12 protein-coding genes are annotated in these 13,442 nt (G+C 63.1%); 8 read left to right on the top strand and 4 right to left on the bottom strand.

Annotation, left to right across the window (positions count from 1 at the left end):
• Nucleotides 1–6: 6 nt before the first annotated feature.
• On the top strand, nucleotides 7–606 hold the full coding sequence (locus tag B9H00_RS09255; RefSeq protein ID WP_407656581.1) for a LysE family translocator: 600 nt from the start codon (nucleotides 7–9) through the stop codon (nucleotides 604–606).
• Nucleotides 607–642: 36 nt separating this feature from the next.
• Nucleotides 643–1,188, top strand: a complete 546-nt coding sequence (locus B9H00_RS09250) for a GNAT family N-acetyltransferase (protein WP_086900404.1) — start codon at nucleotides 643–645, stop codon at nucleotides 1,186–1,188.
• Nucleotides 1,189–1,208: 20 nt separating this feature from the next.
• Here B9H00_RS09250 and B9H00_RS09245 read toward each other — a convergent pair whose 3' ends face one another.
• The 3 genes from B9H00_RS09245 to B9H00_RS09235 form a co-directional block, all read right to left on the bottom strand.
• Nucleotides 1,209–2,477, bottom strand: a complete 1,269-nt coding sequence (locus B9H00_RS09245) for an MFS transporter (RefSeq protein ID WP_086900403.1) — start codon at nucleotides 2,475–2,477, stop codon at nucleotides 1,209–1,211.
• A 145-nt stretch (nucleotides 2,478–2,622) separates the two neighbouring features.
• Nucleotides 2,623–3,012, bottom strand: coding sequence for a hypothetical protein (locus B9H00_RS09240; protein WP_147376569.1), 390 nt, complete (start codon nucleotides 3,010–3,012; stop codon nucleotides 2,623–2,625).
• Nucleotides 3,013–3,159: 147 nt separating this feature from the next.
• Nucleotides 3,160–5,214: a TonB-dependent receptor family protein gene (locus B9H00_RS09235; RefSeq protein ID WP_086900401.1), complete on the bottom strand. Its 2,055-nt coding sequence runs from the start codon at nucleotides 5,212–5,214 to the stop codon at nucleotides 3,160–3,162.
• 307 nt (nucleotides 5,215–5,521) lie between these two features.
• Between B9H00_RS09235 and B9H00_RS09230 the strand changes: the two genes are divergently transcribed.
• The 6 genes from B9H00_RS09230 to B9H00_RS09205 all read left to right on the top strand — a co-directional run bounded on the left by B9H00_RS09230 (nucleotide 5,522) and on the right by B9H00_RS09205 (nucleotide 12,086).
• Nucleotides 5,522–6,358, top strand: coding sequence for an ATP-binding cassette domain-containing protein (locus B9H00_RS09230; protein WP_086900400.1), 837 nt, complete (start codon nucleotides 5,522–5,524; stop codon nucleotides 6,356–6,358).
• A complete protein-coding gene (locus tag B9H00_RS09225; protein ID WP_236944242.1) occupies nucleotides 6,346–7,200 on the top strand; it encodes an ABC transporter ATP-binding protein in 855 nt (284 codons plus the stop codon). The genes B9H00_RS09230 and B9H00_RS09225 overlap by 13 nt, the downstream gene beginning before the upstream one ends.
• Before the next feature lie 25 nt (nucleotides 7,201–7,225).
• On the top strand, nucleotides 7,226–8,743 hold the full coding sequence (locus B9H00_RS09220) for an ABC transporter substrate-binding protein (RefSeq protein WP_236944241.1): 1,518 nt from the start codon (nucleotides 7,226–7,228) through the stop codon (nucleotides 8,741–8,743).
• 10 nt (nucleotides 8,744–8,753) lie between these two features.
• Nucleotides 8,754–10,514 carry an ABC transporter permease subunit gene (locus B9H00_RS09215; protein WP_086900399.1) on the top strand — a complete coding sequence of 587 codons (1,761 nt, stop codon included), beginning with the start codon at nucleotides 8,754–8,756 and terminating at the stop codon, nucleotides 10,512–10,514.
• A gap of 104 nt (nucleotides 10,515–10,618) precedes the next feature.
• On the top strand, nucleotides 10,619–11,185 hold the full coding sequence (locus B9H00_RS09210; RefSeq protein ID WP_086900398.1) for a peptidylprolyl isomerase: 567 nt from the start codon (nucleotides 10,619–10,621) through the stop codon (nucleotides 11,183–11,185).
• Nucleotides 11,186–11,318: 133 nt separating this feature from the next.
• Complete coding sequence (locus tag B9H00_RS09205; protein WP_086900397.1) at nucleotides 11,319–12,086, top strand: SDR family oxidoreductase; 768 nt, start codon at nucleotides 11,319–11,321, stop codon at nucleotides 12,084–12,086.
• Between the two features lie 36 nt (nucleotides 12,087–12,122).
• Here B9H00_RS09205 and hmpA read toward each other — a convergent pair whose 3' ends face one another.
• Complete coding sequence (hmpA, locus tag B9H00_RS09200) at nucleotides 12,123–13,301, bottom strand: NO-inducible flavohemoprotein (RefSeq protein ID WP_086900396.1); 1,179 nt, start codon at nucleotides 13,299–13,301, stop codon at nucleotides 12,123–12,125.
• Between the last annotated feature and the right edge of the window lie 141 nt (nucleotides 13,302–13,442).

Below are 13,442 nucleotides of genomic sequence, written 5' to 3'. Positions count from 1 at the left end.
GTCATGATGTCCATCAGCTGGTGGGTCTCCGTGACCCTGTTTGCCATCACCATGACCGGTACGCCCGGCCCCAACAACGTCATGCTGACGGCCTCCGGCGCCATGTACGGCTTTCGCCGTACCCTGCCGCACATTATCGGCATTCTGCTTGGCGGACTGACACTGTTTACGCTGATCGCGCTGGGGCTGGGTACGCTCTTTCAGCGCTACCCGCTGATCCAGCAGGGGTTGCAGATCGTGGGCGCGCTCTACCTGCTCTATCTGGCTTGGCGTATCGCCTCTGCCCCGCCGCCGCAGTTTGATGTTACAAGCGATGCCCGCCCCCTGACACTGTGGCAGGCGGCCACCTTCCAGTTCGTCAATCCCAAGGTCTGGGTGATGGGACTGACCCTGATGGCCAGCTTTCTGCCCGCCGAGGGCCCGGTCTGGCTCAACGCCTTTGGGCTTGCACTGTTCATGGAGGCCGTCGCCCTGCCCTGCATCTCGCTGTGGGCGGGATTTGGGATGGTGATTGCGCGTTTTCTGACCACCCCGCGGGCGTGGCGCCTCTTTAACGTCACCATGGGCGTGATGACTGCCGCCTGCGTGGTGTTCATTGTAAAGTAAGGCTCACCTTCAACCATCAGCAGGGACAGTATCGGCATGAGCGACAGGGCCAAAAATACCGGTGTGAGCGTGCGTGATGTGATGGATCAGGATCTTGCGGCCATCCATGCCATTTACAGCTACCACGTCCGCCACGGGCTGGGCTCCTTCGAGGAAGTGCCTCCCACGCTTGAAGAGATGACAAGACGCTGCGCGGGCACGCGCGAGGCGGGTCTGCCGTATCTGGTCGCCGTGATCGATGAGGCCGTGGTGGGGTACGCCTACGCCGGCTTTTTCCACCCGCGCAGTGCCTACCGCTTCTGTCTGGAGGACTCGGTGTACGTGAGTCATGAAGCGCACGGCCAGGGGGTGGGCACGGCCCTGATGAACGAATTGCTCACGCGCTGTGAGGCCGGCCCCTGGCGCCAGATGATTGCGCTGATCGGTGACAGCGGCAATGCCGGCTCGATCGCGCTGCACAAGCGCTTTGGCTTTACCCATCAGGGCGTCATCAAGGCCTGCGGCTTCAAGTTCGGCCGCTGGGTCGATGCCCTCATCATGCAGCGTGCGCTCAACGAAGGGGACACGACGCTGCCGGAATAGGGAAAGGATAAGCGCAGGGTTTACCCTGCGCTTTTTTGTGACCCCGGACGTACGGCCTCTTCCTGCGTCTCTTCCAGCCGGTCGGTACGCCGCAGCACCGGGAAGGCCCACATCCACAGGCCGACAATGGCCAGCGTGCCCATTGAGCCGATCACGGCCGCGGGCACGGTGCCGAACCAGGACGCGGTCACGCCGGACTCGAACTCTCCGAGTTCGTTGGAGGCACCGATAAAGAGCATGTTGACGGCATTGACCCGACCGCGCATCTCATCGGGCGTGGCCAGCTGCAAAAGCGTCAGGCGCACATAGACGCTGATCATGTCGGCTGCACCGGCCACCAGCAGCGCGCCAAAGGAGAGCCAGAACCAGTGTGAAAGCGCAAACACCAGATTGGCGAGACCAAAGACGGCCACCGCGGCAAACATCACAAGGCCGGCATGGCGCTTGATGGCCTTCATCCCCAGATAAAGCCCCATCAAAAAGGCTCCCACCGCCACCGCACTTCTCAGCGCCCCCAGTCCTTCGGGACCAACATGCAGGATCTCGTGGGCATAGACCGGCAACAGCGCCACGATTCCTCCGAACAGCACCGCAAACAGATCCAGTGAAATTACCCCCAGAATCACCGGGCGGCTTCGAATGTATTCAATGCCGGCGGTAAAGCGCTGCCAGGCGGTATCGTCGGTGGCCTGGCGCTCGAAGGCATAAAGTACCGGTACACCGGCCAGAGTGAGCTGCGCCAGCACGAAGCACGAAAGCACCACGCTGTAGGTCAGGGTGGGGCCCAGGGCGTACAGGAGACCGCCCAGCATGGGGCCTGCAATTACGCCGATCTTCATGATCGAGGAATTGAGCGCAATCGCCTTGCCCAGCTGTTCACGGGGCACGATCTGCGGCAGAAGGCTTTGAAGCGTGGGCCCGGTAAAGGCGCGTGCCGCGCCAAAGAGCATCAGCACGGCGTAAAAGGGCGTGGCACTGTCAGGAGATTTCAGAGACAGCGCAATCAACAGCGCGCTGCAAAGTCCCTGCACTGCCCAGCTCAGCTGCAGGATGCGCTTGCGATCAAAACGGTCGACCACATCCCCTGCCGGCAACAGCAGTACCACCATGGGCAGAAACTGCGCCAGCCCCACATAGCCCAGCGTCAGCGGGTCACGCGTGATGTCATAGACCTGCCAGGCCACCACGATGGCCTGAATCTGCATGGCAAACACGGCGCCCAGGCGGGCCACAAGAAAGGGGATGAAACCGGGCTGGCGGTAGACGGGAGTATCAGAAGCGGCGTGCATGGCGTCCTGCAATGGGCATCAATGAGCGGGATGGCCTTAAAGCATACGCCCTGGATTGAAAAAAGCCGACGCTGCCGATGGCTGGTCAGCGCGCGGTCGAGCCCTGACATCTGCAGGCGTCAACGCTGACGCCCTCTCTCAATCGTTACCGATAATAATCAACAATTGCCTGTCCCTGCTCATCGCTTTCCACCTGCACGATAAAGGGGGCATCGGTGGCACCGAGCATATTGCTATCCAGCGTCATGCCCTGTTTCTCATCGCCAAAGCGGATCGCCATCGGGTCGCCGACATGGGTGTTGGTAAATTCCTTGAGTTCACCGCTGCACTCGGAAGACTGAACCAGTGCCACCATGACCATGGGCCTTGACGCATCGTCGTGATCCAGCGCGATCTCGCTTACACATGCCTTTCTGATGGGCAGCGTATAGCTGCCGGAGGTCAGGATCAGCCCGTCATCGGAGCGATCAGGCGCCTTGCTGGTGCAGCCTGACAGCGCGATGACCATGGCGAACGTACAAAGACCGGCTTTCATGTAGAGGCACTCTCTGGCAGGTGAAAAGGGTTGTGTGACGCACACTGTAGTCTCGAAAAGGATCGGCAGAGGCGGTGTCGTTGAAGAGACGACCGTTCAGGCCCGCGCCGACGAATCATTTCGTCGACGCAGGTAACGGCCCTCGCTTTAAAAGCCGACTTCGACGCCGGCATAGAAGGTTCGCCCCGGGGCCGGTTCAAAGTAGCGGTCGTTATTGGCGTTGATGCGGGTATTGGCGAAGTGCTCGCGGTCAAACAGGTTGCGAATGCCGGCGTAGACGTTGAGGCTCGTATTCCCGCCGAGCCGCCAGCCCTCCCCCGCACGCAGGTTGATCAGCCAGTAGCTGTCGACGTCCACATCGTTGGCGTTGTCGGCCACCATGTCGCCGATGTACTGGGTTTCCAGCGTGGCAAAGCGCTCATCCTGCCCCTCCCAGGTCAGCCAGTTGACCCACGTCTGCTCCGGCAGACTGGGAATACGGTTGCCGTCATAGCGCTCGCCGTTGGCCTCAAACTCGTCGAAGCGGTAGTGGGCCAGCGTCAGCGCGCTGTCGAGCCGCCAGGTCTCATCGATCTGCCAGCCGAGTGCGACTTCCAGGCCGTCGCGGTCGGTGTTGCCGGCGTTTTGATAATAGGTGCGGCCGTCATCGCCTTCGAGAGAGTAAGGCACCAGCTCGTCGCGTACCCGCACCGAGAACAGCGCCACGTCGTAGTTCAGGCCGTTGTTGAAATGACCGCGCAGACCGAGCTCGCGATTCCACGCCTTCTGCGGTTCAACGCTTGAATTGAAGCCGCCACCTCCGGTGGGGTTGGCAAACTCCGAAAAGGTCGGCGTCTCGAACGAGGTGCCGGTGTTCACATAGGCCTGGTGGTCGGGCAGGTAGCGATAGCTCAGTCCCGCCGAGCCGCTCCATTCGTTGAATTCCCGATCGCCGCTGTCATCACCGTTACTGGTGAAGTCGTCATCGACCTTGAGCCGGACGCGGTCATAGCGCGCGCCCAGCGAGGCTGTCCACTGATCGGTGAGATCAAGATCACCCTGCCAGAAGATGCCGGTCGAGGTCGCACTCTGCGTTTCATCGGCGGCGGTGTCGGTCACCTCGCCACTGAAGGCAACATTGCGCCGCCAGCGGTCGTCCTTCTGGTGTGCCGCGTCGATGCCGGCCACGTAGCGCAAGGGCATATCATTCAGGCTCAGCGTCTGATGATACTCGACGCTGCCGCCGAAGACGTCGCGGTCATAGCCCAGCAGGCTGTCACCCGGATAGGGCAGCTGCTGCTCGAAGTTGCGCCAGGTGTAGAAGCCCTTCACGTAGAGCTCGCCAGGGCCGGCGGCGAGATCCTCGTACTGCAGCCCCACCACCTGCTGATCGACGCTCTGACCGGTGTCATATTCATGGGTGAAACGCCCGGCCTGATGGCGGTTCTCGCCAACCTGCTCACGGGTCAGCCCGCCCGGGTCTTCCGAGCGCGGGTTATCCAGCAGATTGACGATGGCGGTGAGCGCACGATCGTCGTCCAGCTCGCGGCGCAGTTTGGCGTTGAGCAGGTATTTTTCCACCGAGCTGTGGTCACGATAGCCGTTCTGGTTCAGCGCCGAGAGACTGACGTGATGCGACCAGTCACCGTTGGCACCGCCGGTCTGCAGGGAGGCCTTTTTGTAGTCGTCGCTGCCGCCTTCGACGCGAAGCCGGGTACCCGGGTCATCACGGCCGTTGGCGGTCGTCACCGAGATCACCCCGCCAGCGGCGTTGCCGTAGAGCACCGAGGAGGGCCCGCGGATCACCTCGATGCTTTCGGCGCTGTCGAGATCGATCGCATCGATCTGGGCCTGGCCGTCCGGCAGCGTATAGGGAATGCCATCCATCAAAATGGTGATGCCGCGCACGCCGAAGGGTGCGCGGGCGCCGAAGCCGCGAATGGCAATGCGCTGGCCCTGGGCGAAGTTGTCCCGGTTCTGGATGAACACGCCCGGCACCTGCCCAAGCGACTCATCCAGCCGCACGCGCTGCTGGCCGCGCTGGATGCTTTCGCGCTCGACAGTCGAGACGGCCGCCGGGGTATTGTAGAGCTCGCGGGCCAGCCGCGGGGCGCTGATCACCATGGTTTCGATGGCGTCATCGCCTGCGGGCGCTTCGCCATGGGCGTTACCGGCAGCCATGGCGCCCGCCAGCGCCAGCAGCAGCGTTCTGCGTGATGTCATGTTGTTCCCCTGAAAGCGATTCTGATGTTGTTGTCGTTATGTTGTCTGGTTTGGTGTCGAGTCTAGCATTCGGCGTAGCCTGACCGGTGCCGGGGTGTTTTCCATCCCGTCATGAAAAGATGGTCCATAAAGGGTGGTGACACCCTGGGGCAGGCTGAGGGCATGCATTGCCATGATGGCCTGTCAGAGGCATCAGGACCGGCAACCCCTTCAATAAACTTGAGAAAAGCCCAATACAGTTTTTTGATTGTTATGATATAACTTTACACATCAACCACCAGTGAGACGGTCAGGGCGGACGCTACACATGGCGACGAATACGGTGCTAAAGGTCGATAAGCTGTGCCTGCATGTGGAGGGTCAGCCGGTCGTGAAGGATCTCTGCTTTCATGTGGCGGCCGGAGAGCGGGTCTGCCTGCTGGGGCCGTCAGGATCGGGCAAATCGCTGACCGCCGGGGCCATTCTGGGTCTGTCGCCCCATTCGGTGCATATTGATGGCAGCGTCTGCATCAATGGGGTGGAGGTGGCCGACATTCGGGCCACGCGTCGCTCGGCCCGGTCGCGCTCGGGCATGGTCTTTCAGGACACCCACTCGGCACTCAACCCGCTGGTCAGCGTCGGTGCGCAGCTGCGCGAGCCGTTCATGCGTTTTCATGGACTCTCCCGCAGCGCTGCCCTGGAGGCCGCAGTTGCCATGCTGCGCGGCATGAACATCGAGCGGCCCGAGGAGATATTGCAGCGCTCGCCGGCAGAGCTTTCCGGCGGTCAGCGCCAGCGGATCTGCATGGCACTGGCGCTGGCCTGCAAACCGGCCTTGATCGTGGCCGATGAGCCCACCACAGCGCTGGATGTGATCACCCAGGAAGAGGTGTTAAGGCTCCTGCGCGAGTGCACCGGCACCTCTGACACCCCGGCGCTGCTGTTCATCTCCCACGATATTGGCGCGGCCTGTCGACTGTGTGAGCGCGCGGTCATTATCGATGAGGGACGGCTGGTCGAGAGCAACACGCTGACCCATATCATCGCCAATCCGCAGCATCGCTTTACGCGTCAGCTGGTGGATGCGCTGCGTGACCGCGCGCCCGGTATGCCGCCCTATGCCCCGGGGTTTGATGCGCGCGAGGGTCTGCTGTGCACGGCGTAGATTCCAGCGATGCGTCATTGCCATTGCTGTGCGCCGAAGGGCTGCATAAACATCTTTATCAGCCAGGCCTGGCGTTCTGGCGCATGCGAAAGCCGTGCACGATCCTGCGTGATATCAGCCTCTCGATTCACCCCGGCGAGCGTATCGGCCTTGCCGGGGTGTCCGGGGCCGGCAAGACCACGCTTTTGAACCTGCTGCTGGCGCTTAAGGGTGCCGATGCCGGGTCGATCACCTGTCAGGGGCGCGTCGTGCGCCCGGCCTCGGTGCGGGCCCTGCGCTGGTACCGGCGGCTGGTGCAGTACATCCCCCAGGACCCGGCATCGTCACTGGACCCGCGCATGAGCGTGCGCGAGCTGATCCGCGAGCCACTGGTGCGACTCAACGTGGTGGCCCATCACGACCGGCGCATCGATGAGGCGCTGGATCGGGTAGGGCTCGGCCAGAAGTTTCTGGGCTATCGACCCGATGCCCTGTCCGGCGGCCAGGCTCAGCGCGTGGCCATTGCCCGCGCCGTGGCGCTGCGTCCGCGGCTTCTGCTGGCCGATGAGCCCCTCAGTGGGCTGGATCTTCCGGTGCGCGCTCGGGTCATGCAGCTTTTCGATGACATGAGCCGACTCGATGGCACCGCGCTTTTGATCATCTCGCATGATCTTTCGGTCATGCCGCGGCTGTGTGAACGCACGCTCATCCTGCATGACGGCGCGATCATCGAGGATCGTCCGACGCAGGCCCTGTTCGAGGCGCCGGTCCATGACCATACCCGAGCACTGGTGCGCGCCGCACGGCTGGACCACACCGTGATCACGCCAGCGTCTACCCCTTCCTTTCACCCTGTTTCTTGATACCCGATTAGCCAGGAGATTCGTCTTGATCCTTCGTCGTGCGGTTTATCTGTCTCTGGGGGCCCTGTCGCTGGCCCTGCTCACCGGCTGTCAAAAGGAGGACGCCACCGAGGAAGCAAGCGGTGCGAAGGCCGCTGATGATCGTGTTCGGGTGGCGATGCTGCAGCCACCGCGCTCTGGACTCAATCCGCTGACCGATGACGCCTTCAAGCTGTCGCGCTGGCGTACCGCCGAAACGCTGATTCGCCTGAACGATGACGGCGATCCGCAGCCGTTTCTGGCCACCGAGTGGACGCAGCTGGATGATCGAACCTGGCGCTTCGAGATTCGCGATAACGTCACCTTTCATGACGGCACGCCGCTTACCGCCTCGCAGGTCGTCAGGGCACTGACGGCAGCCACCAACGCCGTGCCCCGCCCGCGCATCCTTGATGGCGTCAACATGACCATCGAGGCCGACGGTGACAGCGCCGTGCGGGTACGTACAGAAACGCCTGACCCGCTGGTGCCCAACCGGTTGTCCAGTCCGCAGCTGGCCATCATGGCGGCGAAGGCCTACGGCGAGGATGGCCGGGTCAATCCGATCGAGGCCGGCACCGGGCCTTTCGTGTTGAAGGAGATCAATGGCACCCAGAGCGCCACGCTTGATCGCTATGACGACTACTGGGGTGAACGTGCCGAACTGGCCGGCATTGATGCCGATTATGTGCCCGACGGTACCGCACGTGCCGCGGCACTGCGCACCGGTACGGCCGATGTGGTCGAGGCTGTACCGGTCTCCCAGGTAGCGCTGATCGATCCGGAACGGGTGCATGAAGTGCCGATGCCACGTACCAATACGCTTTATCTCAATACCGATCACGGTGTGTTCAGCGACCCGGCCATGCGCGCCGCCGCCCGCGAAGCGCTCGACCGGGCAGCGATTGTCAGAACGGTCTATGAAGGCCGTGCCGATGAGGCGAAGGGCCTGCTGGGGCCGGCGCTGGCCTGGGCCGATGGCCTGCGTTCGCCGATTGAAGGGCGTCCCGAAGCCGCTGATCCGGCCGGTGCCAGCATCACGCTGGGCACCTTCACCGACCGGGCGGAGCTGCCGGAAGTGGCGGTACTGCTGGAGCAGCAGCTGGAGGCTGCCGGCTTTGACGTGCGCCAGGAGGTGCGTCAGTACGCCCATATCGAGTCCGACATGCTCGCCGGTCAGTTCGACGCCTTTATCCTGTCGCGCGCGACGATGCTCGATTCCGGTGATCCGGTCGCCTACATGTACAGCGACTTTGCCTGTGAGGGCTCCTTCAACATCGCCCAGCTCTGCGATCCCGAGGTCGACAGGGCGATCTCCCACGCTGCCGACCTGCCTACCGGGCCCGAGCGGCGCCAGGCGATCATCGAGGCCGAAGCCGCCATTCTGAGCACTGATGCCGCGGTGCCGATGCTGCATGAGCGCGTCATTCAGGGTGAATCGCGGCGCGTTCAGGACGCCGTACGTGACCCGCGTGAGCGTGAACTGATCACCGAGCACACCCACCTTGATGACACCACTCGGTAAGGGCTCGACCATGTCTTCTGCCAGCACTGTCGTCGCGCCCTTTCCCGCCCTGATGCCCGTGCTGCGCTCACTGGTGCCGACCCTTTCTCGGTTACTGACGCTGGCCGGGGTTGTAGTGCTGATCGGGCTGCTGCCCTGGCTCTCCGGGCGAGATCCGGCGTTGAGCATTCTGCGCGCCCGCGCCGGGGATCAAAATCCAACGCCCGAAGCGCTGGACTCGATTCGCAACCAGCTCGGGCTCGACATGAATCCCTGGGAGAAACTCGGTCACTGGCTGTCAGGACTCCTGCACGGTGATGCCGGCGTTTCCTGGATTTCGGGCGGGCCGGTGCTGCCCGGCATGCTGCAGGCTACCGGCGTGTCGTTGACGCTGATGCTGGCGGCCCTGCTGGTGGCACTCCTGACCACCGTGGCGCTATGCGTGACGGCCGTCCGTCGTGGTCTGAGGGGCGAACCCGCCCCCACGTCCGGTGCGCTGGGGGCCACGCTCACGGCGATGCCGGAGTTTCTGCTCGCCGCCCTCCTGCTGGTGATCTTCGCCGCCGGGCTTAACTGGCTGCCCCCCTATGGCTGGGGCGATGCGCGTCACATGGTGCTGCCGGCACTGGCGCTCGGCCTTCCGGGCGGGGGGCTTTTGGGCCGGCTGTTCAGCGACGCGCTGACGGCCGGTTTTTCCGAGCGCTGGGTCGCGACCTGGCACGTGGCGGGCTTTGGTCGCCGACGCATTGCACTGGCCGTGCTCAAGCGCACCCTGCCCAGTCTATTGCCTCAGGTGGGACTGGTGATTGTCGGGCTGACCGGCGGGGCCATTGCCGTCGAGCAGGTATTCTCGATTCCCGGACTCGGGCGGGCAACGCTGGGCGCGGCCTCGGCGCAGGATCTGCCCGCACTTCAAACCGGGATTTTGCTGCTGCTGGTGATTGCCATGGTGGTCGGTGGGGCCGCAGGCCTTGTCCGCACCCTGCTGCTGGGTCGTACCCTGCGCGCCGGCGCCGTGCCGGTCACTCGCCCTGATCACCGTCGCGGGCGCTGGCCGTGGCTGGTACCGACCGTGGTCTCCCTGTTGCTGGCGATCATCATCGTCGCCGGCATGGGGCGTGACCCGCTCACTTCAGACTATCTACGCCTGCAGGCGCCGAGTCTGGCCCTGCCGCTGGGTGCCGATGGCACCGGGCGTGACATCCTCGCTCGCGTCAGTCATGGGGCGCTCTCCACCATGGGCATGGCGCTGGTGGTGGTCAGCATCACCCTGGTGCTGGGGATGTTGATCGGGCTGATGCCACGACTGGCCGCCGGGCCAATCGAGGTCACCAATGCCACCCCACCGGTGATTGCCGGGCTGGTGATAGCGGGGCTCATGGGGCCGAGTGCCAGTGGCGCCATCATCGCGGTGACGCTGGTGAGCTGGGCCCCGCTGGCGGCGCACACTGCGGCACTGGTGACCGAGGTGCAGGGTCAGGCGCATGTACGCATCACGCCGATGCTGGGGGTGGGGCGCGTGCGCCTTTTGAGTCGCTATGTTCTACCGGCGATCATCGGCCCGGTCTTTCGCCACGCCATGCTGCGTCTACCCGGTATCGCGCTGGCACTCGCCGCGCTTGGCTTTCTGGGGCTCGGGCCCCGACCGCCGGCCCCGGAATGGGGGCTTTTGTTGGCCGAAGGCATCCCCTACCTGGAGCGCGCCCCCTGGGCGGTGCTGGTGCCGTCGCTGGCACTGGTGTTGATGTCGGTACTGGCGGTATCGCTGTCGAGCCTCTGGCGGCGGGGCTGAAATGCTGCCGGGTGAAAGGAAGTGCGTCGAGATCACGAAGGCTGGTCAGACCTGTTCTGTCCGGCTAGTCTGACGGACCTTACCTCGTGACTGGAGCGCTATTCATGCTGAAACCGTTACTGCGCGGCTGCCTGCTGGCGCTGCCGCTGCTCTCACCCCTGGCGCTGGCCGATGCCGATCATCCGCACGTCGAAATTCGCACCAGCCAGGGCAATATCGAGCTGGAGCTCGATGCCAAGGCGGCGCCCAACACGGTGGAGAACTTCCTGAACTACGCCAATGAGGACTTCTATCAGGGCACCGTGTTTCATCGCGTCATTGACGGCTTCATGATCCAGGGTGGCGGCATGACCGCCGACATGACGGCCAAAAAGACTAATGATCCCATCGCGCTGGAAGAAAGCGGGCTCAAGAACACCCGCGGCACCATTGCCATGGCGCGTACCAGCCAGCCGGATTCAGCCACCAGCCAGTTCTTCATCAACCTGGTCGATAACAAGGCACTCGATTACCGCAGCCTCTATGAGCCCGGCTACACCGTGTTTGGTCATGTGGTGTCAGGCATGGACGTGGTCGATGCCATTGCCGGCGCCCCGACCGGCCGTCGCGGCCCTTACGCCGATGTGCCCAGCAATCCGATCACCATCCTGTCGGTCGAACGGCTGGATTGATTCTTCCCGGACATGATGGCCCCGAACGCCTGCACCGGCCTTCGGGGCTTTTTTGTGGCTTGCCACAAGAGCGTATACGCCGTGCGCCCCGAAGCTGCGATGATGATCCTTCGGACCATCACGAGGACGAGACATGAGACTTCAGGGACAGCGGGCCGTGGTGACCGGTGCCGCCAGCTGCATTGGGCTGACCACGGCGGAATGTTTTCTCACCGAAGGGGCAAGCGTCGCGCTGCTGGATCAGGACGATGCGGCGCTGGCCCGAACAGGCGACCGGCTGGCGCGAACGTACCCTGGCAGGGTGCACGTCGAGACGGTTGACGTGGCCGATAATGATGCCGTCAGGACGGCCTTGGCCGGTGTACTCGACGCGCTGGGCGGGGTCGATATTTTGATCAACGCCGCCGGGATCAACGTCTTTGCCGACCCGCTGGCGGTCAATGCAGAGCTCTGGCAGCGCTGCATGTCGATCAATCTGGAAGGCGCCTGGCACTGCATTCAGGCGCTCCTGCCATCGATGCTTTCGCAGTCGCGGGGGCATGTGGTCAATATCGCCTCGGTTCATGGACATCGGATCATTCCGGGCGCCTTTCCCTACCCGGTGGCCAAACACGGCCTGATCGGTTTGACCCGTTCGCTGGGAATTGAATATGCGGCCCGCGGTATTCGGGTCAACTCGATCTCGCCGGGGCTGATCAAAACGCCATCGGCGCAGGCCTGGCTTGATGGATTGAGCGAGGCAGAGCGCCAGCAACAGGTGGAACTGCTGCCCTGTAAACGCTTTGGTGAGGCAAGCGAAGTGGCTGCGACGGCGCTGTTTCTGGCTGGTGACGAGGCGCGCTTTATCAATGCCACCGACATTCTCATCGACGGCGGGCGCAGTCAGGTCTATCACCTGTAGGCCGCGTCTGACATTGACTGGTTCTCCCTGGAACGATCAGTGCAGCTGGCCGGAGGGGCCGAAGTACTCGAAATGGCGGTAGGGCGTGTCGATGTCCAGTGCCGCCAGAGCGCTCTCGACATCGCGCATGAAGCCGGTCGGACCGGTGAAATAGCAGCTTGGCGTGACTTCACGCGGCAAATAGTCGGCCAGCAGGGCGCGGTTGATCACGCCGCGATAAAAAAGCTCGTCAGGGATCGTCGGGTCGCTGTAGACATAACAATAGGTGAGCCGGCTGCCGTACTGTCTGGCCATCGTCTTTAGATGCTCGTGGAAGGCATGCACACGGGCGTTACGCGCGCCATGCAGATAGATGACCTGACGCCCGGCCTCGAGCGCCTGGGCCATCAGCGAGAGCATTGGTGTCTGTCCGACGCCAGCGCTGATCAGCATGACCGGTGCGTCGCGCTCATCGAGCACCATCTCGCCCACCGGTGGCAGCAGACGGACATGATCGCCGACCTTGACATGATCATGCAGGTGGCGGCTCGCCCGACCCTGGCCTTCACGCTTGACCGAGATGCGGTAGAAATCATCTCCCGGGCGTGAGGTCAGGCTGTACTGGCGCATCGCCTGCTCGCCATCGATATCGAGCGCCACGCCCAGATACTGCCCCGGCTGAAAGGTGCGAATCGGCTTGCCGTCCACCGGTTTGAAGTAGAACGACACGATTTCATCGCTTTCCGTTACGCGATCGACCAGGGTGAAGCCCCGCTCACCACGCCAGCCGCCGGGCACGTTTTCCAGCTGCTGATAGGTGTTTTCTTCGGCAGCCATCAGACGGTCGGCAAATTCCCAGTAGAGCCCGCTCCAGGCATCAGCAATCTCGGGAGTCACGGCATCCCCCAGCACTTCTCCGATCGCGGCCATCAGGCACTCGGCGACGATGGCGTACTGATCGGGCTGCAGGTTGATCGCCACGTGCTTGTTAACGATCGGGTGCATGAGCCTTTCAAGCGCCACGGGGTCCTGACGGTTGAGCGCGTAGGCGACCACCGAACGGGCCAGCGCGCGGGGCTGTTCACCGGTCGCCTGATGGCGCATGTTGAACATCGAGCGCACCTGCGGATAGCGCTCGAACAGTAGCGGATAAAAGGTGCTGGCGATGGTTTCGGCGTTGGCGGCGACCACCGGGGCAGTGGCATTGATGACTTCAAGCTGCTTTTCGTTAAGCATGGCGCGCTCCTGGCGACAGGGTAGCAATACGAGACACTGCTGGTATCGCAAGCGCCGTGCCAGGTCAGTTCGAGTGTGACAGGTTGCCACGCTTTCATTGTCTCAAGGCCCGTGTGAAGCGATGGGTTCAAGTTCTGCAGA

This window comes from Kushneria marisflavi (genome assembly GCF_002157205.1).
Lineage (GTDB): Bacteria > Pseudomonadota > Gammaproteobacteria > Pseudomonadales > Halomonadaceae > Kushneria > Kushneria marisflavi.
This window is presented reverse-complemented; position numbering and strand designations above follow the sequence as displayed.